The sequence below is a fragment of the Kitasatospora sp. NPDC059327 genome (assembly GCF_042752535.1).
Lineage (GTDB): Bacteria > Actinomycetota > Actinomycetes > Streptomycetales > Streptomycetaceae > Kitasatospora.
Map to the genome: position 1 here is coordinate 193,957 of NZ_JBHYYB010000004.1, position 24,896 is coordinate 218,852.

General features: G+C 74.5%; 17 protein-coding genes. 12 read left to right on the forward strand and 5 right to left on the reverse strand.

Features of this window, described 5'->3' with window-relative positions; all coding sequences use genetic code 11:
- Positions 1-188 precede the first annotated feature (188 nt).
- The gene (locus ACFXHB_RS04515; protein ID WP_380572000.1) at positions 189-2,543 is read left to right on the forward strand and encodes an FHA domain-containing protein; all 2,355 of its coding nucleotides are present in this window, start codon (positions 189-191) and stop codon (positions 2,541-2,543) included.
- 38 nt (positions 2,544-2,581) lie between these two features.
- Here the strand turns inward: ACFXHB_RS04515 and ACFXHB_RS04520 are convergent, their stop codons facing one another.
- Complete coding sequence (locus tag ACFXHB_RS04520; protein ID WP_380572001.1) at positions 2,582-3,226, reverse strand: TetR/AcrR family transcriptional regulator; 645 nt, start codon at positions 3,224-3,226, stop codon at positions 2,582-2,584.
- A gap of 73 nt (positions 3,227-3,299) precedes the next feature.
- Between ACFXHB_RS04520 and ACFXHB_RS04525 the strand changes: the two genes are divergently transcribed.
- Positions 3,300-4,184 carry an alpha/beta fold hydrolase gene (locus ACFXHB_RS04525; RefSeq protein WP_380572002.1) on the forward strand — a complete coding sequence of 295 codons (885 nt, stop codon included), beginning with the start codon at positions 3,300-3,302 and terminating at the stop codon, positions 4,182-4,184.
- Positions 4,185-4,273: 89 nt separating this feature from the next.
- On the opposite strand, the gene ACFXHB_RS04530 is transcribed toward ACFXHB_RS04525, so the two are convergent.
- Positions 4,274-5,566 carry an MFS transporter gene (locus tag ACFXHB_RS04530; protein ID WP_380572003.1) on the reverse strand — a complete coding sequence of 431 codons (1,293 nt, stop codon included), beginning with the start codon at positions 5,564-5,566 and terminating at the stop codon, positions 4,274-4,276.
- Between the two features lie 133 nt (positions 5,567-5,699).
- Between ACFXHB_RS04530 and ACFXHB_RS04535 the strand changes: the two genes are divergently transcribed.
- The 5 genes from ACFXHB_RS04535 (at position 5,700) to ACFXHB_RS04555 (ending at position 11,638) form a co-directional block, all read left to right on the forward strand.
- On the forward strand, positions 5,700-6,635 hold the full coding sequence (locus tag ACFXHB_RS04535) for a LysR family transcriptional regulator (protein ID WP_380572004.1): 936 nt from the start codon (positions 5,700-5,702) through the stop codon (positions 6,633-6,635).
- A 174-nt stretch (positions 6,636-6,809) separates the two neighbouring features.
- The gene (locus ACFXHB_RS04540) at positions 6,810-7,814 is read left to right on the forward strand and encodes a phospholipase (RefSeq protein WP_380572005.1); all 1,005 of its coding nucleotides are present in this window, start codon (positions 6,810-6,812) and stop codon (positions 7,812-7,814) included.
- Between the two features lie 301 nt (positions 7,815-8,115).
- Entirely contained in the window at positions 8,116-10,416 is a 2,301-nt protein-coding gene (locus ACFXHB_RS04545) for an ATP-binding protein (protein WP_380572006.1), read from the forward strand.
- Positions 10,417-10,691: 275 nt separating this feature from the next.
- Positions 10,692-10,940 carry a hypothetical protein gene (locus tag ACFXHB_RS04550; RefSeq protein ID WP_380572007.1) on the forward strand — a complete coding sequence of 83 codons (249 nt, stop codon included), beginning with the start codon at positions 10,692-10,694 and terminating at the stop codon, positions 10,938-10,940.
- Entirely contained in the window at positions 10,940-11,638 is a 699-nt protein-coding gene (locus ACFXHB_RS04555; protein ID WP_380572008.1) for a hypothetical protein, read from the forward strand. The genes ACFXHB_RS04550 and ACFXHB_RS04555 overlap by 1 nt, the downstream gene beginning before the upstream one ends.
- Positions 11,639-11,698: 60 nt before the next feature.
- Here ACFXHB_RS04555 and ACFXHB_RS04560 read toward each other — a convergent pair whose 3' ends face one another.
- From ACFXHB_RS04560 to ACFXHB_RS04570, 3 genes are all read right to left on the reverse strand, one after another.
- Positions 11,699-13,252 carry an oxygenase MpaB family protein gene (locus ACFXHB_RS04560; RefSeq protein ID WP_380572049.1) on the reverse strand — a complete coding sequence of 518 codons (1,554 nt, stop codon included), beginning with the start codon at positions 13,250-13,252 and terminating at the stop codon, positions 11,699-11,701.
- Between the two features lie 80 nt (positions 13,253-13,332).
- The gene (uppS, locus tag ACFXHB_RS04565; RefSeq protein ID WP_380572051.1) at positions 13,333-14,094 is read right to left on the reverse strand and encodes a polyprenyl diphosphate synthase; all 762 of its coding nucleotides are present in this window, start codon (positions 14,092-14,094) and stop codon (positions 13,333-13,335) included.
- Between the two features lie 246 nt (positions 14,095-14,340).
- Positions 14,341-15,243, reverse strand: a complete 903-nt coding sequence (locus ACFXHB_RS04570; RefSeq protein WP_380572009.1) for an NADP-dependent oxidoreductase — start codon at positions 15,241-15,243, stop codon at positions 14,341-14,343.
- 283 nt (positions 15,244-15,526) lie between these two features.
- Between ACFXHB_RS04570 and ACFXHB_RS04575 the strand changes: the two genes are divergently transcribed.
- From ACFXHB_RS04575 to ACFXHB_RS04595, 5 genes are all read left to right on the forward strand, one after another.
- On the forward strand, positions 15,527-16,822 hold the full coding sequence (locus ACFXHB_RS04575) for a hypothetical protein (RefSeq protein WP_380572010.1): 1,296 nt from the start codon (positions 15,527-15,529) through the stop codon (positions 16,820-16,822).
- Positions 16,823-17,262: 440 nt separating this feature from the next.
- A complete protein-coding gene (locus tag ACFXHB_RS04580; protein WP_380572011.1) occupies positions 17,263-19,470 on the forward strand; it encodes a transglycosylase domain-containing protein in 2,208 nt (735 codons plus the stop codon).
- Positions 19,471-19,827: 357 nt separating this feature from the next.
- Entirely contained in the window at positions 19,828-22,620 is a 2,793-nt protein-coding gene (locus ACFXHB_RS04585; protein ID WP_380572012.1) for a M4 family metallopeptidase, read from the forward strand.
- Positions 22,621-22,839: 219 nt separating this feature from the next.
- Complete coding sequence (locus ACFXHB_RS04590; RefSeq protein ID WP_380572013.1) at positions 22,840-23,817, forward strand: 2-hydroxyacid dehydrogenase; 978 nt, start codon at positions 22,840-22,842, stop codon at positions 23,815-23,817.
- Positions 23,818-23,910: 93 nt separating this feature from the next.
- The gene (locus ACFXHB_RS04595; protein ID WP_380572014.1) at positions 23,911-24,867 is read left to right on the forward strand and encodes a GlxA family transcriptional regulator; all 957 of its coding nucleotides are present in this window, start codon (positions 23,911-23,913) and stop codon (positions 24,865-24,867) included.
- The last annotated feature ends 29 nt before the right edge of the window (positions 24,868-24,896 follow it).

Genomic DNA, 24,896 nt, shown 5'->3' on the forward strand with positions numbered 1-24,896 from the left:
GCGCCCGCCGCCGGGCCCCCCCCCCGCGGCCCGCCCCGGGCCCGCCCCGGCGCGCCGGCGTCCCCCCGTCGCACCCCCCCGGGCGGGGGGGGCCGCAACCCTCGGCCACCCGCGCCGGACGCCCGCCGGCCGGCCATCGGTCCCCGCCACCCGGGCAGGTGCCCTCCGGCGGGACTAGCATCGGTCGTATGGCAGAGCGAGAATTCGCGCTCACCGCGCCCCAGCTCGTCCTCGAGACCGACAGCGACTCGAAGGTGATCAGCCCGGGCCACAGCTACGCCGTCGGGCGTGACCCCACGAGCGACGTCGTGCTCAGCGACCCGCGGGTCTCCTGGCACCACGCCGTCCTGCACGTCGGGGACGGCCACTGGGTGCTCGACGACACCGGCTCCACCAACGGCACCTTCTGCAAGGGCCACCGCGTCGAGCACCTGGACGTCGGCCCCGGGTACACGGTCCGCTTCGGCAGCGCCTCCGACGGGCCCCGCTGCACGCTGAGCGCCGTGGCCAGGCCGACCGCCGTGAGCGATCTGCCGCCCTCCGCGCTGACCTCCATCACCGGCTCGCACCGCCCGCCGACCAGCGTCCGGCCCCTGCCCACCAAGGTGATCCGGATCGGTCGGGCGCCCGACAACGACCTGGTCACCGGTGATCTGTCGGTCTCCCGGCACCACGCCGAGCTGCGGGCCCACGCCGACGGCTGGTACGAGATCGTCGACCTGGAGAGCCACAACGGCACCTACCTCAACGGCCGGCCCGTCCGGCAGGCGCTGGTCGGCTCCGGGGACCTGATCGGCATCGGCCACTCGGAGTTCTGCCTGGTCGGCGACCAGTTGCAGGAGTTCGTCGACACCGGCGACATCGATCTCGACGTCGAAGGCCTGAGCGTCGAGGTCGCCGGCGGCCGCGTCCTGCTCGACAACGTCACCTTCCCGGTCGGCCAGCACTGCCTGCTCGCCGTCGCGGGCCCCAGCGGCGCCGGAAAGTCCACCCTGCTGAACGCCCTCACCGGACTGCGCCCCGCCGATCGCGGCACCGTCCGCTACGACGGGCGCGACCTGTACCGCGAGTACGCCGAGCTGCGCCAGCGCATCGGCCTCGTCCCGCAGGACGACATCCTGCACACCCAGCTGACCGTCCGCCGGGCCCTCGGCTACGCCGCCGAACTGCGCTTCCCCGGCGACACCGCCCCCGCCGAACGGGCCGCCCGGGTCGAGGAGGTGATCGCCGAACTCGGCCTGACCGAACGCGCCGACCAGGTGATCTCCAGCCTCTCCGGCGGCCAGCGCAAACGCGTCAGCGTCGCCCTCGAACTGCTCACCAAGCCCTCCCTGCTCTTCCTCGACGAGCCCACCAGCGGCCTCGACCCGGGCATGGACCGCTCCGTGATGCAGATGCTCCGCGACCTCGCCGACGACGGGCACACCGTCATCGTGGTCACCCACAGCGTGCTGAGCCTCGACCTGTGCGACCGCCTGCTGCTGCTCGTCTCCGGCGGGCGGCTCGCCTGGTACGGGCCGCCCGCGGAGACGCTCGACTACTTCGGGTTCAGCCGCTGGTCCGAGGCCTTCGACGCGTTCGAGAACCAGACCGACCGGGACTGGGTCGGCCAGTACCGCGCCTCCCCTCCCTACCGCCGCTACATCGCCGGCGCGACCCCCGGGCCCGTCCCGCCCGGCCCCGCCGCCCCGGCGGCCGCCGCCCCACCGACCGCGCCCAAGCCCAAGCCGCGCCGCTGGAGCAAGCAGGTCTCCACCCTGGTCCGGCGCTACGCCACCGCGCTGTCCGCCGACCGCACCTTCCTCGCCGTGATGATCGCCCTGCCGTTCATCATGGGCGCCCTGGCCCGCGCCCTGGCCGGCAGCCGCCTCGACAACTCCACCGCTCTCAACACGCTGCTCATCCTCTGCGTCAGCGGCGTGCTGATCGGCGCCGCCAACTCGGTGCGCGAGCTGGTCAAGGAGCGCAGCATCTACCAACGCGAGAGAGCCGTCGGCCTGTCCAGATCCGCGTACCTCTGCTCGAAGATCGTGGTGCTCGGCACCATCACGGTCGTCCAGTCGGTGGTCCTCACCATGGTCGCCCTGGTCGGCGTGCAACTCGGGCCCCCGGGCACCAAGGGCATCTTCATGCCCCCGCTGGTCGAGATCACCCTGGCCGTCGCGATGCTCTCGGTGACCGCGATGATGCTCGGCCTGGTGATCTCCGCGCTGGTGAAGAAGGAGGAGGTGACCATGCCGCTGCTGGTCCTGGTCGCCATCATCCAGGTGGTGTTCTGCGGCGCGCTGTTGCAGCTGAGCAACGCCCTGGTGCTCAACCAGCTCTCCTGGCTGGTCCCTTCCCGCTGGGCCTTCGGCGCGATGGTCGCCACCATGGACCTCGCCCGGGTCTTCCCCGACACCTTCAGCAATGACCCGATCTTCACCCACCAGCCCTCCACCTGGCTGCTCGACATGGGCATGCTGGTCGCCCTCTCGGTGCTGTGCGGGATCCTGGTCAGCCGGCTGCTCCGCCGCCACGAACCCGCCGTCATGCGCGGGTAGCGGACGGCCGCGCCGGGCACGGTCCGGCCGGCCGACGCTCACCCCCGCCCGGCCGCCGTGCCGCCGTCGTCGCGGGCCCGCCCGCCGGGGAAGATCCGACCGAGGTGGTAGCGCAGGACCTCGACCGCGTCCCGCGCCGTCCGCTGGCCGAGCAGGACGCTCAGGCCGAGGCCGGCCGAGACGGACAGCAGGACGACGGCCTCCCGGCGGGCGTCCAGGTGCGGGTCGGCGTCCCCGGCCCGCTGCGCGGCGGCCAGCCGGTCGACCAGGAAGGCCTCCATCTCGTCGGGTGCCGCGAGGAACGGCTGCCCGGCGAGCGCCGGGTCGGTGACGGAGAGCACCGCGTACTCGGTGTAAACGAGATGGAAGGTCCGGCTCTCCCGGTCGGTCGGCACCGCTTCGAGCAGCACCGCCTCGACGACATCGCGCGGATCCGTCGAGGAGCCGGCCTCCCGCACCCGGTCGCGGACCCGCTCGCCCATCCGCACGGCCAGGTGGGTGAGCGCGGCGAGCAGCAGTTGCTCCTTGGTGTCGAAGTAGTACTGCACGAGCCGCACCGAGACGCCCGCCCCGGTCGCGACGGACCGCATGGTGACGGCGTGCAGTCCGCCGTCCGCCGCCACCCGGAGCAGCGCCTCGATGATGTGGGCCCGGCGCTCCTCGTGATCCACCAGTTTCGGCATGGGGTTCCCTTCGAACATTTTTATGGTACAAACATACCATCAAGCGTTGCCGTTTCGCGGACCGGGAGGGGTCATGACCAGGACGAGTGTCGGACGTTTCACCAGCGAGGAAGCCCGGACGAAGTTCCTGGCGGCGTACGACCGGGCCATGGACCTGTGGCCGGGCCCGCGCCGGGAACTGGATTTCGAGACCGGCTACGGCACCGTCCACGTCCACCACTACGGAGCCCCGACCGGCGAGCCGATCGTGCTCCTGCACGGCCACGCCGGACACGCCTCGAACTGGTACCCGCAGATCAGCGCCCTGGGTGAGCACCACCCGGTGTACGCGGTCGACACGCTGGACGACCCCGGCCGCAGTGTGCAGCGCGCCGTCGCGACCGGCCCGGCGGAGAACGCGGCCTGGCTCGGCGAGGTCCTCGCCGCGCTCGGACCGGAGCGGGTCCACCTGGTCGGCGCGTCCTACGGCGGCTGGCTCGCCCTCAACCAGGCCGTGCACGCGCCCGAGGGCCTCGCGTCGGTCACGGCACTGGACCCGGGCGGCATCGACAAGGTCCCCGCGCGCTTCTACGCCCACCTGATCGGCGGCCTGTTCGGGATGCTCGCCCCCCGGCGGCTCCGCCCCGCACTCGGCCGGCTGCTCGCCAACCCCGCCCTCGGCTCGCCGCCCGAGATGCTCGCCCCGCTGATGCTGGGCATGCGGACGTACCGGCCCAACACCCGCCCCCCGGTCCAGCCGTTCACCGACCGGGAGCTGAGCTCCATCCGGCTGCCCGCGCTCGTCCTGCTGGGGCGCCGCAGCGCCCTGGTCCGCGCGCACCGCGCGCGGGAGCGGGTCGCCGGGCTGATCCCGGGAGTCCGGGCCGAGATCGTGCCGCAGGCGGGCCACGGCCTCAACCTGGAGCGCCCCGACGTGGTCAACGGGCACCTGCTGCGGTTCATCGCCTCCTGCGGCTGACGGCCGTGATCGGTGCCCGGGAGAGCCGGGCACCGATCACCGGCCCACCGAGCACCGGCGCCTCGGCGCACCGATCACCGGCCCACCGATCACCGGCCCACCGGCGCCGACTCGGGCTCGGACCCCGGCTCCGGCTCCGACGCCGACGCCAGCGCTGCCGCGCCGCCGGGCAGCAGCAACGGAGTCGCCAGCAGGAGCACGCCGGCCAGGCCGACGGCCGCACGAGGGCCGAGCAGCGCGCCCAGCACGCCCCAGAGGAGCACCAGCAGCGCGGTCGCGGCCTTGGTGGTCACCGCCCAGGCGGACAGCGTGCGGGCGACCCGGTCGGTGGCGGTGCGCCGGAGCCGGTAGGTGGCGGACACCGGGTTGAAGACCGCGCAGCAGAGGATCAGGCCGAACTCCACGCCCATCACCAGCAGCAGCCCTCCGGTGCCCTCCCCAGGGAAGGCCAGACCGACGGGCCAGAGCGCGCGCAGCGCCCCGGACGCGACCAGGACCTCGCGCTGCCCGAAGCGGGCGACGAGCGGCCGGGCCAGCCGTGCGCCGAGCAGGCCGCCGACCGAGGGCACCGCGAAGGCGAGGCCGTACTGCCACGGCGCGAAGCCGAGCCGGTCGAGCAGCAGGACGGCCAGCGGCGGCTCGGCGGCCATCACCAGGCCGTTGAACACGGCGGTGTTGAGGAGCAGCGGACGCAGGACCGGGTCGGCGAGGATGAACCGCCACCCGTCGAGCAGGTCCCCGGCCCGCGGGCGCGCGGCCGGCCGGGGCGGGGGCGGCGGCTCGTCCCCGCCCGTCGCGCGGATCCCGAGGGCCGAGAGCAGGTAGCTGACGGCGTCGGCCGCCACCGTCGCCACCGGACCGAGGAGTCCGATGAGCGCGCCGCCCAGCGGCGGTCCGACGATCGTGGTCGTCCAGGCCGTGGATTCGAAGCGGGCGCCGGCGAGGAGCAGGTCCTCGGCCGGGAGCAGCGTCTTCAGATAGGCGCCCGAGGCGGCCCGGAAGGTGATGTCGGCCGCCGCGACCACCACCGAGACCAGGAGGAGCTGGAGGAAGGTGAGCACGCCGAGCGCGAACCCGGCGGGGATCGTCAGCAGCGCCGCGCACCGCACCAGGTCCGTCGCGATCAGCACGGGCCGCTTGCGGCGGTACTCCACCCACGGGCCGAGCGGCACCGCCGCGGCCGCGCCCACGGCGGCCCCGACGCCGGCGAGCGCGGCGACCTCGGCCGGCCCGGCGTGCAGCACCCGGATGGCGATCAGCGGGAGGGCGCCGAAGGCGAGCCAGGTGCCGAGCGCGCTCGTCCCGTACGCCCCCCAGAGCCACCCGAACCGCCACCCCAGGCGATGCCCGAGCAGTTCCCCCAGCCGGTGCCCGCTCCCCATCTCCGACGCCCCTCACCCTTGGCCCGTACAACCGATCAGCGATCGGAAGCATCAAAGCGAGCGCCGTACCCGGGGATCAAACAACCGCGAGCCGCCCAGCCACAACCACCCGTTGTGGCCTTAGGGTGTCGGTATGGATCTCGACACCGTCCGGACCTTCGTCGCCGCCGCCGAGGCGGGGCAGTTCCAGGAGGCCGCCACCGAGCTGGCGGTCACCCAGCAGGCCGTCTCCAAGCGGATCGCCGCGCTGGAGCGCGGCCTCGGCGTGCGGTTGTTCACCCGCACCCCGCGCGGCGCCGCGCTCACCATCGACGGCCAGGCGTTCCTGCCCCACGCGCGCGAGCTGCTGCGGGTCGCCGAACGCGCGGTGGCGTCCGTGCGGGCGGGCCGCCGCCCGCTGCGCGTCGACGTGCTCACCTCGCGCAGCGCGCAGTCGGGCCTGATGCGCGGCTTCCACCGCGTGCACCCGGACGTCGAGCTCGACGTGCTGACCCTGTTCGACATCGACACGGCCGTCGCCGCCATCCGGTCCGGTGCGATCGACGCCTCGTTCCGCGCCGTCGCCGCGCCCGGCCGGCCGCTGCCCGAGGACATCGAGTCCGTCCGGGTGCTCGACGAGCCGCTCGACCTCCTCACCGGCCCCGGCCACGTACTGGCGGGCGCCCGGTCGGTGACTCTCGCCCAGCTCGCCGGGCACCGGATCTGGATGCCCGGCGTCGTCCCCGGCACCGAGTGGACGGCCTACTACGACGACCTCGTCGCCGGGTTCGGCCTCGACATCGAGGTGACCGGCCCCAACTTCGGCTCCGACGCCCTGCTCGACACCATCGCCGACACCCCGGCGCTGGCCACCTTCATGGGCGGGCGGACCCGTCTCATCTGGCCCGCCGACCACGGCCTGCGCCGCATCCCGGTGACCGACCCGACACCGGTCTACCCCCACTCGCTGCTCTGGCACCGCGACAACCCGCACCCGGCGCTGACCACCCTGCGCGCCCACCTGGCCGCCGCGACGGCCGGCCACGACGCCGTCGGGACCTGGCGGCCGGGCTGGGTACTCCCGCGCTGACCGCCGCCGCGCCGGAGCCCGGCGCGCCCCCTTCCCGTCCAGCCCTTGGTGTACGAAGTTGGCCGAGATCGTACTCCTCGTTCATTTGTCATGCACGCAATGATCAACGGGAATCGCCTCACCCCGGATCCCGGGACGGAACGGGACCGGATCCCGCGTGGAAAGGGAGCACCCATGCCTCTGCCCGTACGACGTCTCCTCCGTGCCGCCGCCGCGGCGGCGGGCGCGGCGGCGCTGCTCGTCACGGCCGCGCCCGCCATCGCCGCCCCCACCGCGCCCGGTGGCGCCCCGGCGGCGGCCGCCGATCAGCGTCGGCCGGTCTACGCCATCGCGCACCGGGTGGACACCCTGGACGGCGTGGACGCCGCGCTCGGCCACGGTGCCAACGCCATCGAGATCGACGTCTGCGCCTGGTGGAACCCGAACGAGTGGCGGGCCTACCACGACTGTTCCTCGGCCGGTGAGAACCGGCTGGGCCCCAGCTTCGACAGCATGCTCGACCGCATCCTCGCCAACGCCGGCGCGGGACGGCGGTTGAGCCTGGTCTGGCTGGACATCAAGGACCCGAACTACTGCGGGGAGGAGCCGAACCGCGGCTGCAGCGTCGCCGGACTGCGCGACAAGGCGCAACGGCTGACGGCCGCCGGGATCCAGGTGCTCTACGGCTTCTTCGAGTACCACGGCGGCAACACGCCGGACGTCGGCGGCCGGGGCTGGAAGAGCCTGGAGGGCCGGCTCGGCAGCCTGGAGGGCATCACGTCGACCGGGACCCGCGACCAGGTCCTTGGCGCCTTCGACCGGTCCGGCTCCGGGTTCCCGGCCGGCCACCGGGCGATGGACTACGGCGACTCCGACATCACCAAGGGGTTCGGCAACTGCACCGAAGCCGCCTACAACACCTGCGCGGAGCTCAAGAAGGGTGCCGGGGACCGCGCCGCCGGGCGGCTCGCGGCCACGCTGTCCTGGACGACCACCTACAACGATCCGTGGTACGTCGACAAGCTTCTCGGCGACGCCCGGGTGGACGGCATCATCGCGGGCTACGGCAGCTTCACCGGGGTGCGCGAGTACGACAACGGCTGGCAGTGCGCCAACGCCGTCAACCTCGTCCGTGACTGGGTGAACCGCCACGGCTCCACCCATCGCATGGCCACCAGCGGCGACCGCCTGTTCCGGTAGCCGGCCACCCGCCCACCCGCTCGCCCGCGCGCCCTCGGCCGGCTCTCCGGTCTCCGACGGCGCGCGGGCGTTCCGGTCGACGCGGGCCTTCCGGGTCGGCGCGGGGTTTCCGGTGGACGCGGGGTTTCCGGTCGACGCGAGCGCTTCGGTCCGCACGGGCTGGGACCGGGTCGGTCCGGCTGGCGGACGGCCGGGCCGGTAGGGTCGCGCCCTCGGCGATACTTCCGCCGGGTCCGGTCGGAGCGGCGGTCACACCTCCGCCGGGCCGCGCCGGGACCGGGCTGATCTGGGGGGTGTCCACGTGGAGAACGACGGATCGGGCCGAGGCGGGTTCGGGCAGCTGCTGTACCGGCTGCGCGGCGACGCCGGGCTCAGCCAGGAGCAGCTGGCGCACGCCGCCGGGGTGAGCGTCCGGGCGTTGGCGGACCTGGAGCGCGGGCGGGCCCGGGGAGCGCGCCGCCGGACGGTGCGGGCGCTCGCCGAGGCACTGGGCCTGGACGAGACCGGCGAGCGGGCCCTGGAACAGGCCGCCGCCGCGGGCAGGCCACGCCCCCAGACGGGCGGCGCGACCGTGGTCCGCGGGGCGCTGGCACTGCCGCGCGACATCGCGGACTTCACCGCGCGCGGGCCCGCGCTGGACCGGTTGCGTGCGGCGGTGCGGCGGGCCGACGGCGAGCACGCGCCGGTCGCCGTGGTCTCCGGAGAGCCGGGGCTGGGGAAGACCTCGTTCGCGGTGCATGCCGCCCACCGGTTGGCGGAGCATTTCCCGGACGGACTGTTCGCGGTCGACCTGCACGGGATGGGACACGAACCGACCGAGCCTCGGGACGCGCTGGCCGCGCTGCTGCGCGCGGTGGGGGTACCGGACAGCGGCGTGCCCGCCGACACCGGGGATCGCGCGGGGCTGTGGCGCTCCGTCGTGCGCGACCGGCGACTGCTGGTGCTACTGGACGACGCGGCCGGCGAGGAGCAGGTCCGTCCGCTGCTTCCCGGCGGCGGGCGCTCCCTCACGATCGTCACCAGCCGGCAGTCCCTGGCCGGGCTCGAATCGGTGCACCGCTGCGACCTGGGCGTGCTGCGGCGCGAGGAGGCGGTCGAACTGATGACGAGAATCCTCGGCCCGGAGCGGGTCGGGCGGGAGGCGCAGGCCGCCCGCGACATCGTGGACCTGTGCGGGCTGCTGCCGCTGGCGGTGCGGATCGCCGGCCAGCGGCTGGCGGCCAGGCCCGACGAGCGCCTCGGCAAGCTGGCCGCCCGGCTCGCCGACGAGGGGCGGCGCCTGGACACGCTCCAGGCGGGCAGTCTGCAGGTACGGGCGGTCTTCGCGCTCTCCTACCGACAGCTGGGACCGGCCGCGCGACGCCTCTTCCGGCGGGCCGCGCTGGCGGCCGGCCCCGACTTCGGCCCCGAGATCGCCGCCCTGCTGGCCGACCTGCCGATCGCGCAGGCCGCCCGCCACGCGGAGGAGCTCACCGACGCGGGGCTCCTGCAGCCCCACCCCACGGCCGAGCGCTACCGGTTCCACGACCTCCTCAAGGTGTTCGCCGGTGAGCAGGTGGCCGCCGAGGACGGACCGGAGGGCATCCGGGCGGCGCTGGAGCGGGCCGACCGGTGGATCCTGGGCCGGGCGGGCGCCGCCGCGCTCCGCTTCGACGCCGACCACCACCAGGACTCGCCGCACGCGGATCCCGACCCGGCGTCCCTCCCGGCCGGGCGGGAGGGGGCACGTGCCTGGCTGGAGGCCGAGCGCGCGAACTGGCTCGCCGCCCTGCGCCGCGCCGCGCGCGCGGGGCACCATCGGCAGGTGGTCGACGTGGCCGAGGCGATGCACTGGTTCTCCGACCTCAACCAGCACTGGGAGCTGTGGGCGGAGGTCTTCCGGTACTCCTCCGACGCCGCCCGCGCGCTCGGTAGCCGCCGGGAGGAGGCGGTCCACCTCAACTACCTGGCGTGGGCGTACAACATCTGCGTCTACGACCACCAGGCCGCGCTCGCCGCCGCCGAGGCCGCGCTGACCGCGGCCCGCGAGGTCGACGACCGGCTCCAGGTCGGTTGGGCCCTGGGCTACGGCGCGGGAGCGCTGAGCCGCACCGGGCGGGTGGCCGAGTCGATCGCCTGGTTGCGGGACTCGGCGGCGTGCCTCGGCGCCCTCGGCTCGGTCCAGGCGCACCTCGGCGAACTCACCGTCCTCAACACGCTGGGCAACACCCTGCGCCAGCAGGGCCGGGCGGGTGAGGCCCTGGAGGTCCACCGGCGCGCGGAGCTGATCTGCCGCGCCGGCGCCCCCGGACGGTCGCCCGACCTCGCCGAGCTGTACGGCGCCATCATCCGGCAGAACATCGGCAACGACCTCGCCGCGCTGGGGCGCTGGAGCGAGGCCGAACCCGAGTTGGCCGGCGCCCTGGCCCGTTTCGAGGCGCGCGACGTGAAGCCGTGGAGCGAACCGGCGCGGCTGGACCTCGGCCGCGTCCTTGCCCGGTTGGGCCGCCGCCGGGAGGCCTTCCAGGCACTCTCCGCCGCCCATGAGGCCCTCGGCGCGCTCAACAGCCCTCGCCGGCAGGAGGCCGCCGACGAGCTCGACGCGCTCGGGACGGTCCGCTGACGTCCGTGCCCGCCCCCCCGGCCCGGCCCACCCCCGTCGAGCTACCGGAAGTTGACCGCCGGACGCCAGTTCTGCCGGTCCAACCGCCTGGCTGCCGCCCGGACCGCCGTGGTCCACTGCTGGTGCTCGGGAGACCTCCGCCGCCCGGGTCACGGGCACCCCTGGTCCGGCACACCCCCGCTGGTCGCCGGCCTGCCCGCCGAAGAGATGTGAAGCGGATGAGACTCCCGTTCCCTCGCACAGACGGTGCCGACCGTGACGTCCTGCCTCTCCCGGTGCACACGCCGCACCGCGGCCCCGACCACCGGCCACTCCCCCGGGTCCGCGACCCGGCCGTCCGGCCGCCCGACCCCGGCCCGGACGCCTCGCCGGACCGGACCGGGCACCACCCGGCAGCGGCCCTCGACGCGCGCGTCGTACCAGGCCCCGGCACCGCCCGACCGGACCGGTCCGACCGGGCCGCCGGCGAGCACCTGGTGCCCGGACCCGACCAGCCCCACCTCACCGACCGGAGCGACATCTGATGACCGAACAGACCACCGCCCTGGGTACCCGCGTCCGGCGCGCCCTCGCGGGCGGCGCCGCCCCGCGCGCGGTCGCCGCCGGGGCCGCCGGCCTCGGCGCCTACCACGCGCTGCGCGGACGGCCCTCGGGAATCCGCGTCACCCTCGCCCTCGCCGTCGCGGGCCTCGCCGCCGTGGCGGCCGACCGGCACGCCCGCCGCCCGGGCCACCCCGGGGCCGAACGGGACAGCAGGGCGCCCCGGCCCGTTCCGGCCTCGGCCCAGCTCGCCGCCGACGCCCTCGCGCACGCCGCCGTCCAGGCCGCCGCCGGCGCCCAGGCCCTCGACCGCAGCGACGGCGCGCTCACCCGGCCGGGCAACTGGCGGGGGGCGGAGGACGGCTCCGCCACCTTCACGCTCACACCGACCGCGCGCCTGCTCCACCGCCCCGCCGGCGCGAGCGGCCGGTACCCCGGTGACTGCGACCGGCCCCGCCGCTACGAGTTGCTCGTCGACGGCGAACTCCCCGTCGTCATCACCACCATCACCCAGCTCACCGGCCTCCTCCGGCGCCACGCCGCCGGCCGTCCCCCGGCCGCCGCCGAGCCGGCCGCGCTCCCCCGACCGAGGCACCGCCGCAGCCACCGCCTCGGGCAGGGCCGGGCGCCGCGGCCGCTGCCGCGACCGGAGCGCCGCAGCAGGGCCGACGGACCGTGCTGAGGACGCTCCCGGCCCGGCCGGCGGCGAGCCGCCGGGACCACCCGGCCGGCACGCCCGGGCTCACGCCTGGGTGAGCAACGGGTCGTAGGCGGTGGAGTGCTGACGACCCGCCATGAAGGCGAGGAAGTCCTTGATGAACGCGGTCCGCGAGTACGTCCCGTCCGCGTCCAGCAGTTCGCGCCGGAAGCCGGTGCGGAACAGGGCCCGGTACTCGTCCGCGTCGATGCTCTGGTTGCCGTCGGCGTCGGTCACGTCGAACAGCACCTCGGCGACCCGGATCAGCGCCGGACCGGCCAGCGAGGGGACCGCCTCCGCGTACTCCTGCCGGCTGACCCGGCCGTCACCGTCGGTGTCGAGCGTCGACTGGAGCTCCCGCCACCAGGCGGCGAAGGCGTTGTAGAGCCTGGTCTCCTCCGGCTCGTCCAGATCGAGCCGGCCGGACAACTCCCTGGCCATGGCCGCGAGATCGGGCCAGTCCAGGTGGCCGTTCCCGGTCTGGTCCAGGACGGCGTCGAAGAACTCCTCGGCACCGCGCCGAACAGCACCGCCCGCTGTCGCACCGCCCGCTGGCGCACCGCTGCCTGCCGTACCTCCCGCTGCCGTCCACCCGGACGAACCGCCGCTGCCCCGTCCGTCGGGCCGGTCGGGCTCGTCCGGCAGCGGGGTGACCAGGCGCAGGAAGGCGCCGAACCGCTTCATCCCGTCCCCCACCGCCGCCAGTGCCCTCGCCCTGGGATCGTCGCTGTCGGGCGAGAGCGAGAGCAGGTCGAGCAGGTTCTCACCGGTGATCCAGCCGTCCGGCAGCAACCGGGCCGCACCCAGCGCCAGATAGGTGCTCTGGGTCAGCGCCTGGGCGCCGGGGATCTCGGTCAACCCCGCCCGTCGGCGGAACGCCTCCGGGAGGGAGGCGACCGTGACCGCGCCGATCGTCGGCCCGGCCAGCGCGCGCCCGGCCGCCCACACCGTGGGCAGACCCTCCAGCAACGGCGGCGCCGGGACGTGGTCGAAGAGGTGGTACAGGATGGTGCGCAGCGCCTGGGTGTTCTCCAGCTCCTCCTCGACCACCCGGTCGTAGTACGGCCAGAAGTCCTTCAGGGAGTCCGGGAGTTGGCCGGAGGCGTCGCCCATCACGGCCAGGAAGCGTCGGAACTCGGCGTACAGCTCCTCCATCGCGGCCTGGTCGAGCGGCCGCCCGCTCCAGCGGAACATGATGACGGCGCTCTCGAACATGGTGGCGACGACCCATGCGCGGGCCGCCGGATCCATCGCGTCGTAGGGCCGGTTCGCGGCGTCGGTGCCGTTCAGCCGGCCGTGCATCCGGTTGAGCCGGGCCGCCTCCCGCTCCCTCGCCGGTTCGTCCGTCCCGGTCATGCGCTGCAGGCTGCGCAGGGTGTTGGTGAACCGCCGCCAGGGGTGCGTCACGAAGGTGGAGCTGTCGACCAGGGCCGCGCCGATCTGCGGGTGGGCGGCCTCCAGGACCGTCGCCCGGATCATGGCCACGGCCCAGCACGGATCGTCGAAGAGCCGGTGGAACCGCGTCCCCGGGCCGAACAGCGGCCCGGACCGCCCGGCGCCCTCGGTCGCGGTCGCGGCTCCGGCTCCGGCCCCGGTCAATGTTTCGGTCGCTGTTTCGGCCTCGGTCGCTGTCGCGGGAGCGGCATCCGCGCCGCCCGGGTCGGTGCCGGTCGTCTGGGTCACGGTCCGGGTTCTCCGTTCGGGTCGGCCACCACGCCACCGAACCGGCGGTGGCGGCGCTGATAGGTGTCCAGGCACTCCAGGAAGTGCGTGGCACGGAAGTCGGGCCACAGCACCGGCGGGAAGACCCACTCGGCGTAGGCGACCTGCCAGAGCATGAAGTTCGAGATGCGCTGCTCCCCGGAGGTCCGGATGACCAGGTCCACGTCCGGGGTGTCGGGGAACGGCAGATGGGCCGCGAAGGAGTCCTCGTCGACCGTCTCGGGCGCCGCGCCGCTGCGGATCAGCGAGCGGGCGGCCTCGACGATGTCCCGCCGCCCGCCGTGGTCGAACGCCACCGTCAGCGTCATGCCCCGGTTGCGGCTGGTGAGCGTCGTCAGATCCGCGAAGTCGCGGGCCAGGCCGGCCGGGATCCGCGGATCGGCGCCGCCGAGGAAGCGGCAGCGGATGCCCCGCGCGTGCAGCAGCGGGGCGTGCTTGCGCACGACCCGGCGCACCAGCCGCAGGAGGTAGTCGACCTCCTCGCCGGGCCGGCACCAGTTCTCGGTGGAGAACGCGTACAGGCTGAGCCACCGGACGCCCGCCGACCGGGCCGCCTCGATGACGTCGATCACCGTCGCCTCGGCCGCACGGTGACCGGAGGTGCGGGGCAGATCACGGCTCGCCGCCCAGCGGCCGTTCCCGTCCATCACACACGCGACATGGCGGGGCACCGGGACCGGCCGCTGCCCACCGGCCTGCCGGGGGACGACCGACCCCACGGGCGGGGCGGGACCTCCGAACACCTGCTCCACCGGCACTGCCCACCCCTCCGCTCGCCACCGGGCCGCGATCCCCGCGAACCCGTCAGCAGCCTGCCGGGGCCGGGGCCCGCCTGTCCGGCGTTTCGGGGATCTTCACCCGTTCCGGTGGTGCCGGCCGTCGGCCCGTCGGCGCGTGCCCGGTCACCACGGCCGCTCCGGCCGACCCGGTCGCCGCGGCCCGGCCGACCCCGTCCACGAGCCGGGTCAGCCGACCAGCAGTACGAGCTTGCCGCGCACCTGCCCGTCCTCGCCGGCCCGGTGCGCCTGCGCGATGTCGGCGAGCGGGAAGGTCCGCCCGACCGGGAGCGCGAAGCGCCCGGCCTCGACCAGCGCGCCGATCCCGGCGAGCGCGTGGACCGCCCGGCCGTCGTCCCCGCGACTGAACCTCACCCCGTGCTCCCGCGCACCGGCGAAGTCGGCGATGGTCACGACGTGCTCCGGACCGCCCGCCAGCCCGACGAGTTCGGGCAGCACCCCGCTCCCGGCCACGTCGAGCGCCAGGTCGACACCGTCGGGCGCGAGCGCGCGGACCCGCTCCACGAGACCCGCGCCGTAGGCGACGGGCTCGGCGCCCAGCGAGCGCAGGTACGCGTGGTTGGCCGCACCGGCCGTGCCGATCACCCGTGCGCCGCGCGCCACGGCGAGCTGGACGGCGGCGGCGCCGACACTGCCGGAGGCACCGTTGACGAGCAGCCGGCTGCCGGCCCGGACGCCGAGCGTGTCGAGGGAGCGGGTGGCCGTCTCCACGGCGGCGGGCAGTGCGGCGGCGGCGGGGAAGTCGAGCGACGGCGGGATCGGCGCGTAGTGGGACAGCACGGCCAGCTCCGCCTGGGCCGCCCCCTCGACGGAGAACCCGAACACGCGGTCGCCGACGGCCGCGTCCGTGACGCCCTCGCCGAGTGCGTCGACCACGCCCGCCGCCTCGTGGCCGAGCGTCTGCGGGAGTTCCTCGTCCAGCAGGCCCCGGCGCTTCTTCCAGTCGCTCGGGTTGACGCCGGCCGCGCGCACGGCGATCCGGACCTGACCGGGCCCCGGGCGCGGATCGGGGAGCTCCACGATCTCCAGGACCTCCGGGCCTCCGAACCGGTCGAACCGGACTGCCTTCATCTGTCGCTCCGTTCTCGATCCCGGGCTGTCGCACGCGCCGTGCGGGCGAGAGACACGCACCGTGCGGGTCGACAGCACGCGCCGTGCGGGCGAGAGGCACGCACCGTCCGGGGCGAACACCGTACGTCATCCGCCCCGGCGACGCTCGGGCCCGCCACCGGAAGGCAAGTGGACATCATCTGATGATCCATCCTTTGAGCGGCTCACTCGAAACGGCCCCCGCGCCCTCCACCGTGCCCGATCCTGGAAGCACAATCGGGCACCCACGGCTGGGGGATGTCGAGTGTCGTTCGAGACCACCGCGTGGCCCCCGTCCGGAGACGTCCCGGGCGGGTGGCAGGACCTGGTCTTCCGGGCCCTGCTCACCGCCGTCGTCCTGCTGGCCGCGCGGGAACCCCTCCGAGGACTGACCCCCGGGGCGACCTGGCGGCCGGGCACGCTCGGGGCACGACTGGGCGTGCGGCTCGTCCGGCCCGGGGTGCGCACCGCCCTCGCCGTCGCGCTGCTGCTCGCCGGCCTCGCCTTCACCGCCGGTGTCCTCCCGGTGGCGGCGGCGGTGGTCATGGCCGCCGTGTTCGTACCGGTCACCGCCGTTCACCTGTCCCAGGAGTTCGCCGGTTACGTCACCGAGGACGACGACGGGACCCGCCACTTCAAGGTCCACCACCACCTCCACCTGACAGGGCTGGCGCTGCTCGCGGTGGCCGGCGCGGGGCTCGCCGCCGCCCCCGGCGGCGACCCGCACCGGGTCACCGGGTGGATGGCCCAGGGCCTGTGGGGGGCGGTGGCCGCCCACTACTTCGTCTCGGCCGTCTCCAAGGTCCGCAAACGCGGGCTGCGCTGGCCGGACCGGCGGCTCTTCCCCTTCTACCTCACCCTGTTCGCCCGTTACCGCGCGGGCGACGGCGAGGGCGTCCGGGAGTCCGCTCCGGTCCGGCTCCTGGTGCGGCGGCCGGGCCTCGGGGTGCCGGTCCTGTGGGCCGCGCTCCTGCTGGAGTTCGCCACCCCCCTGCTGCTGTGCGGCCCCTGGACGCGAGCGGCCGTCGGCCTGTCCCTGGTGCTCTTCCACCTCGCCTCCCTCCGGCTGCTCGCCGTCGACTTCCGGGAGAACGCGATGCTGGCGGGCCTGGTGGCGCTGCCGTTGCCCGCCGGCGCCGGGCCGTGGACCGGCCTGGACCCCGGGGCCACCGGTGCGGTCGTGTTCGCGGTGTGCGCGGCACTGTCGTTCGCCCTGGGCGACCGGGTCTTCCCCTTCTCCGACCTCCCGATGTTCGCGGACGCCTACCGCCCCTCGCCGGTGGTCACCCTGCGCCGCGCGAACGGCGCCGAAGTCCTGCCCACCCCGGCGACGGCGGGCTGCTCCACCGCCGGGCTGTCGCGCGAGTACGCCGCCGCCGAGGCCCTGGACGGTGACCTGGGCGCCTTCCGCGACCTGGTCCGGGCCCGGACGACCGCCGCCGGGGCGACCCCGCCCGCGGACACCGCGCTGTGGGTCGAGACCGTCGACGTCGATGCCACCGGCAAGGTCCGGACGACGCACCGGCGGCTGCGCCCGCTCTCCCCGGCCGACCTGGACTGAGTACCGGGCCCCGGGGCCGGACCGGGCCGGACGGGGCGGGGACCGAACGGGCAGTTCCGGTGTGACGAACGGGCAGCGGCCCGCCGAGGCCGGGTTCGTGTGCAACGTTTCGCGCCCCCAGGGCATCTACCTGACAGGGGGCCACGGAACGGGAGGACGGGGGCGCCGTACGCGACGTCGGGCATGCGCGGTCACGAGCCGGTAGCGACCCGCACACAGCCGGACGACCGGCGGGACGACAGGGGCCCGAATTCGTTCCGGTCCGCATCTCCCGAGAGGTCGAGGAATTCCTTCCGAGAGACCCGTAATTCCTTGTGCGAAACTTCAGTACGTATACGAGCGATACAGTCGCACCAAGCTCTTCACGTTTGTCACACGGTTGTGACACCCAGGCCCGACAATGCCCCGGATCCGCCCGAAGCGGAGGCTAATGTGCTGCCATGGAATCGAACATCCCGCCGATACAGAATTCGTCCGACAGCACTGCCGCCGCCCCGACCCGCGGTTCGGCGCTTCGGCTGGCCCGCCACAGCGCGACCTTCCTGGGGGTGAGCGTGGTGTCCGGTGCGCTGCTGGCCGGCGTGGCCCTGCCCGCCGTCGGCGCGGTCGGGCTGACGGCCAAGAGCACGGCGGAGGGCTTCGACGACATCCCCGACGACTTCAAGACGCCGCCGCTGACCCAGGCCACGCAGATCTTCGACGCCAAGGGCGGGCTGATCGCCAAGGTCTACGAGCGCGACCGCACGGTGCTCACCGCCGACCAGATGTCGCCCTACATGCGCCAGGCGCAGGTGGACATCGAGGACGCGCGCTTCTACGAGCACGGCGCCGTCGACCTCAAGGGCGTGCTCCGCGCCGCGAGCAAGAACGCCGAGAGCGGCACCACCTCCCAGGGCGCCTCGACGCTGACCCAGCAGTACGTGAAGAACGTCAACGTGGAGAAGGCCGGGGACGACCAGGCCGCCGTCCAGGAGGCGCAGCGCAAGACCCTGGGCCGCAAGATCCAGGAGCTGAAGGTCGCCATCAAGCTGGAGGAGGAGCTGACCAAGGAGCAGATCCTCACCAACTACCTGAACATCACGTACTACGGGAACGGCGCCTACGGGGTCGAGGCCGCCTCCCAGCGCTACTTCGGCAAGAGCAACAAGGACTTGACGGTCGCCGAGGCGGCGACCCTGGCCGGCCTGGTGCAGAACCCCTCGCAGTACGACCCCAAGCTGCACCCGCAGGCCGCGCAGCACCGACGCGACGTGGTGCTCGACAAGATGGTCGAGAACGGGCACATCACCGCCGACCAGGCGAAGGAGGCGAAGGCCGCCCCGCTGGGCCTGCGGTTCAAGGAGCCGCAGAACGGCTGCATCACCGCCAACGCCGGCATGGGCTTCTTCTGCGACTACGTCCGGCACGTGGTCAAGCAGGACCCGGCGTTCGGTGCGAGCACCGCCGACCGGAAGAAGTTCTGGGACCAGGGCGGTCTGAACATCTACACCACCCTCGACCCGGACAAGCAGGCCGCGGCCCAGAGCGCGGTGAGCGACAACGTGCGGGTCACCGACCCGGTGTCGGCCGCCGCCACCATGGTCGAACCGGGCAGCGGCAAGATCCTGGCGATGGCCCAGACCCGCCCGTACGGCCTGAAGACGGACAAGAACCAGACCGTCGTCAACCTCAACGTCGACGCGGCGATGGGCGGCGGCAACGGCTTCCAGCCCGGCTCCACGTTCAAGCCGGTCGTCGTGGCGGCGGCCATGGAGGCGGGCCTGTCGCCGACCCAGGAGTACTCGTCGCCGAACAAGCTTGAGTACCCGACGATGAAGACCTGCGAGGGCACCTGGAAGAACCAGGGCCGGCCCAAGGCCGTGGTGCCCAACGAGTCCGCGAGCGAGAAGGGCCCGTACCAGCTGAAGCAGGCGATGGCGCTCTCGGTCAACACCTACTTCGTGCAGATGGAGGAGGAGATCGGCCTCTGCGCGGTCAAGCAGATGGCCAACAAGCTCGGCATCACCACCCGCGCCAGCGGCAAGCCCCTGGAGGAGGTCCCCGCGATGGCCCTGGGCGTCGAGGAGATGAGCCCGCTGACCATGGCCAACGTCTACGCGACCTTCGCGGCCCAGGGCACCCACTGCACCCCGGTCGCGATCAACAAGATCACCACGGTGGACGGCAAGGACGTCACCGTCCCGGCCGGCCACTGCGAGAAGGCGTTCTCCCGGCACACGGCCGAGGTGCTGAACACCATCCTGAACGGCGTGACCGAGAACAACGGCACCGGCGCGGCGCTCAGCCTGGAGGGCAACCGGCAGATCGCGGGCAAGACCGGCACCTCGGACCACAAGAAGGCGGCCTGGTTCAACGGCTACACGCCGCAGCTCGCCACCGCCGTCTGGCTCGGCGGCCCGAACGGCGGCGTGGAGATGCGGAACATCACCATCAACGGGAAGTACCGCACCGAGGTGTTCGGCGCCGACGGCCCCGGGCCGATCTGGCGGGACGCCATGAACCTGGCCCTGCGGGGCGCGCCCAAGGAGTCGCTGAAGCTGGCCGACATCCCCGACCCGGCGCCCAGGACCGAGCCGGACCCCGCCGGGGCCGGCGCGAGCACCCCGGCCACCACCCCGGCCACCACCCCGCCCGGCAAGCAGCGCTGAACACGGCCGCCGGACGCCCCGGCGGCGGGGGCCGGCCCGCCCCCGCCGCCCCGGTGACCCGCCGCCCCCTCGCCCCGCGACCGGGGTGAACGGCGGCGCGCCGGGCCCGTACGGACCGGGGCCCGGGGCGGTTCACCGGCGGGGGCGATTTCTGGGCCCACCGGCGGTTCGTGCCCGTTGGTACACGCGGCGAGCAGGCCGATGTGCAGGGGTTCCCGCTCCCCGCCGCACTTTCGCCCGCCGGCCTGGACGGGCCGGGCGTCCACGATCGAGCATCGGGTGATCCGGCGTCACATCGCCGCTCCCGCAGCGCACTCACCGCTGTCGATCCCGATTCCGATTCCGTGGAGGACCGCCGTGCACCACCGTTCCCGTCCCACCGCCAGGGCGCTCGGCTCGGGCGCCGCCCTGAGCCTGGCACTGGCGCTCACCCTGTCCGTCTCGCCCGCCCTGGCCGCGCCGGGCGGGCCGCCGGGCCCGACGGCCGAGCCCGATCCCGTCCCCGGCCTGGTGGCCGGCGAGGGTACCGCCACCCCGCGGTTGGTGACCGGGCTGTCCGACCCGGCGCCCGGCAATCCCGCCGAGGCGGCCCGGGCCCATCTCGCGGCCAACCCCGACCGGTACCGGATCGACGCGGGGCAGCTGGCCGAACTCGCGGTCGAGCGCACGGCCGAGGGGCGGGACACCGTCAGGTTCCAGCAGCTCCACGGCGGGGTGCCGGTGCTCGGCGGACAGTACCTGGTGCGGCTCGTCCGGTCCGGAGCGGGCCAACGGGTGGAGTCGGTCGGCGGGAAGTACTTCACCGGGCTGACCGCGCCCACCACCCCGGCCGTGCCGGCCGCCACCTTGCGCCGGATCGCGCTGGAGTCGCTCACCGACCCGCGCGCCCGGTCCGGGGCCACCGCCGAGGACCTGGGCCCGGTCGTCCTGCCGGGCGGCGCGGGGCGGCTGGCCCAGCACTTCGTCGTGCGCGCCACCGACCCGGCGACCGGGAGCCCGCTGGTCCGCGAGGTCTACGTGGACGCCGTGCGCGGCGTGGTCGCCCTCGCCCACGACGCCCAGGGCCCGTACCGGGCCGAGGGTGTCGGTACGGGCACCGGCCGTACCGCGGCCGCCGCCGCGCCGGCGGGATCCACCGCGGAGCCCGCCACCGGCACCGCGCCCGACCTGCTCGGCCGTACCGTCGGGGTGAACATCGCCCGTCAGCCGGACGCGAGTTACCAGCTCGTCGACCTCACCCGGCCGGCCACCATCTCCACCTACGACGGGGCCGGGCGGGACGTCCGGGAGTTCGGCGGCATACCCGCCGACGCCCTCCCGGTCGGCTCCCCGACCCCGGACTTCCCGGCCGCCACCGGCACCAGCGGCGCCACCGACGCCCACCTCAACGCCGGTACCGTGTACGACTTCTACCGCGACCGGCTGGGCCGGGACGGCCTGGACGGCAAGGGCAGCCCGATCACCTCCGTGGTCAACGTGAGCAACGGCGGTGCCCCCTTCCCGAACGCCTCCTGGGACGGGCGGAAGATGGTCTACGGCAACGGCGACGCCAAGCACCGCCAGTTCGCCGTGGCCCTCGACGTCGCCGGTCACGAGATGACCCACGGCGTCATCCAGCACACCGCCGACCTGGAGTACTCGGGGCAGTCCGGTGCGATGAACGAGGCGCTGGCCGACTACTTCGGCAACGCCATCGAGGTGACCGCCCGCGGCCTCGCGATGACCGACCCGAAGGCCGCCCTGATGGGCGAGAGCCTGTGCCGCACCGGCACCCCCGAGGAGTGCGCGAACCGCCGGCTGGACGACCGCCGCACCACCGTGAAGGACTACATCGGCGCCGGGCTCGACCTCGACAACGGCGGCGTCCACCTCAACTCCACCATCTTCAGCGGCGCGCTCTGGGACATCCGGCGCACCCTGGACCCGCTCACCGCCGACCGGCTGGTCTACCGCGCGCTCGCCGAGTACCTCACCCCGCTGGACGACTTCGTCGACGGCCGCAACGCCGTCCTCGCCGCCGGCCGCGCGCTGAACCTCGACCGGGCCCGACTCCGTTCGGTCGCGGCGGCGTTCGACGCCCACGGGATCCGGACCGGCTGGCAGAGCCGGATCGACACGGACAGCCGCCCGTTGCTGCCCGGCGCCTACGCCCCGACCGGGCCGGCCGCGGGCGGCGGCCACTGGGTGATGGGCGACACCGACCCCAACGGCAAGGGCGGGTTCGTCCTGTACACCGGCTCCACCACCAACTCCGGTACGCCCACCCGGCTCAGCCCGGACGACGACCGCATGCACGGCTGGGCCGCCACCGACGGCAAGTCCGCCGTCTGGCTGGCGATCGGGATCGACGCCACCGGCTCCTGGGGCACCGAGGTGCTGACCCGCTCGCTGTCCGGCGGCCCGGTCCGCAGCGTGTTCAAGTCCTCGACGCAGTCGCCGGTCGACGTGCGGATCTCCGGCGCGGACATCGCCTTCGTGGTGCGTGACGGCGAGACCGACCGGTCCTCGGTCCGGCTCTCCCGCGACGGGGCCCCGCCGGTGGAGATCCCGATGCCCGAGGGTCACGGCGTCTCGCCGTTCACCGCGTCGTCCCTCGCCTTCAAGGACGGCCGGCTCGGCTGGATCGAGAGCTGGACGGCCGGGCAGACGACCCTCCAGGCGGCGACGGTCTACTCGATCGCCACCGGCCGGGTCACCGCGCAGTACCCGCTGAGCACCCCCGACGGCGCCGCGCGGCCGGTCCTCTCCTCCCCCGCGTTCGCGGGCGGCCGGCTGCTCTGGCTGCGGGCCGCGGCCGACCCGGCCTCGGGCGGGGACACCCTCCGGTCCGGCGCCCTGGACGGCTCGGGCGAGAGCGAACTGCTGTCCGCCGGTTCGCCGTACACCCCGGCGAACCTGGCGTTCACCGCCACCGACCAGGCCGTGACCTTCCAGCACCGCGGCCCCCGGCCGAGCGGCAGCTGGTCGAACGCCGACCTGCCGAAGCTCTACCAGCTGCCGCTCACCGGTGGCGCGCCCGTGCGGTTCTCCTGCAACCGCGGCACCCAGTTCCACCCGGCCGCCGACCGGGGCACCCGGGTGGTCTGGCTGGACGCCACCACCGGCAGCGACACCCTGGTGGTCCGTAACCAGCCGGCCAAGGGCTGCTGACCCCGTCCGGCCTCCGCCGGGCGGCGGGCACAGTCGTGCGACAGGAGCCGTCGCACGACGACGGCCTGACGGCCCGTGGGATCCGCCGCGTCCCCGGCCGCGCCGGTCGGGACCGACCCGCGGGACGCGGGCTCCGGGAGCGAAGACCCTTAGGGTGGCGGACACGGCACCGCCGGGGGTCGACCGTGCCGAGGGAACGAGACAACCGAGGAGCCGGGCATGGAGAGTCGCAGGGTGGTCGTGACGGGGGCGACGTTCCCGGAACGCGTGGTGCGCAGGCTGGAGGCCGGCGGGTTCACCGTCGAGTCCCTCCCCGGCGACCTGGACGAGGACAAGGTGGTCCAGGCGCTGCGCGGTGCCTGGGGCTACGTGCTGGGCGGCTCGGAGGTGATGTCCGGACGCGCCTGGGGGCAGCTGCCGGACCTCGCGGTGGCCTGCTTCATGGGGACCGGCTACGGCTCCTTCATGGAGCTGCCGGAGGGCGGCTCGCCGACCCGGTTCAGTTACACCCCGCACGCCAACGCGGTGGCGGTCGCGGAGTTCACCGTCGCCCAGATGCTCGACCTGGTCCGCGGGGTGACCCGCCGGGTGGCGGGCGTGCGGGCCGGGGTGTGGAGCGAGGACGCGACCCCGTCGCTGGTCGGCGCCCGGCTCGGGGTGGCCGGTATGGGGCACATCGGCCGCGAGGTGGCCCGGATGGCACACGCCGCCTTCGGGATGGAGGTGCTGTACTGGAACCGCACCCACCGGCCGGAGTTGGACGAACTGCCGTACACGGCCGTCTCCTCGCTGGACGAGCTGTTCGAGGCCGCCGACGTGGTGTCGCTGCACTTCCCGCACGAGCCCGGCGTCAACGACGGGGTGGTCGGCGCGGAGCAGTTGGCCGCGCTCGGCTCCGACGGCTTCCTGGTCAACGCCGCGCGCGCCCACCTGGTCGACCCGGCGGCGCTGCGCGCCGCGCTGGCCCAGCGCCTGATCGCCGGCGCCGCGATCGACGGGTACTACGCCGAACCGACCCCGCACCCGGCCGAAGACCCCTACGGGCTGCTGGAGTTCGTTCCGGACCGGCTGCTGGTCACACCGCACTGCGCCTACCTGAGCACCCAGGCGATCCGGCGGATGGCCGACATGGCGGCGGACAACCTGCTCGCGGTGGCCCGGGGCGACGAGCCGCCGTACGCGATCACGGCCGGCTGACGGAACGGCCGGGCCGGACCCGGCCGGATGCTGGTGGCAGGGAGCGGCCGGGCCGGGTGGGCCCGGCCCGGCCGCTGACAGGGAGGAAGTCCGATGGCTCGCAGGAATCACCGTGTCGCCGTGCTCGTGCTGGAGGGTGCGAAGCCGCTCGACGTCGGCATTCCGGCACAGGTGTTCTCGCACCGGCCGAGCATGCCCTACGAGGTGCGGGTGTGCGGAGCGGCGCCCGGGCTGGTGACCGGCGGAGACGGGCTCGCCTACCACGTGGCCGACGGGCTCGACGCCCTGGAGCAGGCTGACACCGTCTTCGTGCCCGGGTACCGGGATCCGGCGACCACCGCGCCGTCGCCGGCGGTGGTCGAGGCGCTGGTGGCCGCGCACCACCGGGGGGCGCGGCTGGCGGCGATCTCGACCGGGGCGTTCGCGCTGGCGGCCACGGGGCTGCTGGACGGCCGGAAGGCGACGACGCACTGGCACTACACGAAGGCCCTGGCGGAGCAGCATCCGCTGGTGTCGGTGGACGAGAACGTGCTGTTCGTGGACGAGGGCGCGGTGCTCACCTCGGCGGGCGCGGCGTCGGGCATCGACCTGTGCCTGCACCTGGTGCGGCGTGACCACGGGGTCGGGCTGTCCAACCATGTGGCCCGGCGGCTGGTGGCCGCGCCGTACCGCAGCGGCGGCCAGGCGCAGTACGTCCCCCGGAGTGTGCCGGAGCCGCTCGGTGACCTGTTCGCCGGCACCCGCGAGTGGGCCCTGGCGCACCTCGCCGAACCGCTGACCCTGGCGACGCTGGCCGGGGCCGCGCGGGTCTCCGAGCGGACGTTCTCACGGCGGTTCGTGGAGGACACCGGCTACACGCCGATGCAGTGGGTGCTGCGGGCCCGGGTGGACCTGGCGCGCGAGTTGCTGGAGCGGACGGACCTGGGGGTGGAGCAGATCGCGGACCGGGTGGGGCTCGGCTCCGGGGCGAACCTGCGGCTGCACTTCCACCGGATTCTCGGGACCTCGCCGACGGAGTACCGCCACACCTTCGCCGCCCCGGCCTCCTGACCGCCCGGGCCTCTCCTGACCGCCCGCGC

Coding starts and splice junctions, on each gene's coding strand:
- ACFXHB_RS04580 (WP_380572011.1), top strand. CDS start 17,263: ATGGAATCGAACATCCCGCCGATACAGAATTCGTCCGACAGCACTGCC.
- ACFXHB_RS04515 (WP_380572000.1), top strand. CDS start 189: ATGGCAGAGCGAGAATTCGCGCTCACCGCGCCCCAGCTCGTCCTCGAG.
- ACFXHB_RS04535 (WP_380572004.1), top strand. CDS start 5,700: ATGGATCTCGACACCGTCCGGACCTTCGTCGCCGCCGCCGAGGCGGGG.
- ACFXHB_RS04520 (WP_380572001.1), bottom strand. CDS start 3,226: ATGCCGAAACTGGTGGATCACGAGGAGCGCCGGGCCCACATCATCGAG.
- ACFXHB_RS04540 (WP_380572005.1), top strand. CDS start 6,810: ATGCCTCTGCCCGTACGACGTCTCCTCCGTGCCGCCGCCGCGGCGGCG.
- ACFXHB_RS04525 (WP_380572002.1), top strand. CDS start 3,300: ATGACCAGGACGAGTGTCGGACGTTTCACCAGCGAGGAAGCCCGGACG.
- ACFXHB_RS04570 (WP_380572009.1), bottom strand. CDS start 15,243: ATGAAGGCAGTCCGGTTCGACCGGTTCGGAGGCCCGGAGGTCCTGGAG.
- ACFXHB_RS04595 (WP_380572014.1), top strand. CDS start 23,911: ATGGCTCGCAGGAATCACCGTGTCGCCGTGCTCGTGCTGGAGGGTGCG.
- ACFXHB_RS04555 (WP_380572008.1), top strand. CDS start 10,940: ATGACCGAACAGACCACCGCCCTGGGTACCCGCGTCCGGCGCGCCCTC.
- ACFXHB_RS04530 (WP_380572003.1), bottom strand. CDS start 5,566: ATGGGGAGCGGGCACCGGCTGGGGGAACTGCTCGGGCATCGCCTGGGG.
- ACFXHB_RS04590 (WP_380572013.1), top strand. CDS start 22,840: ATGGAGAGTCGCAGGGTGGTCGTGACGGGGGCGACGTTCCCGGAACGC.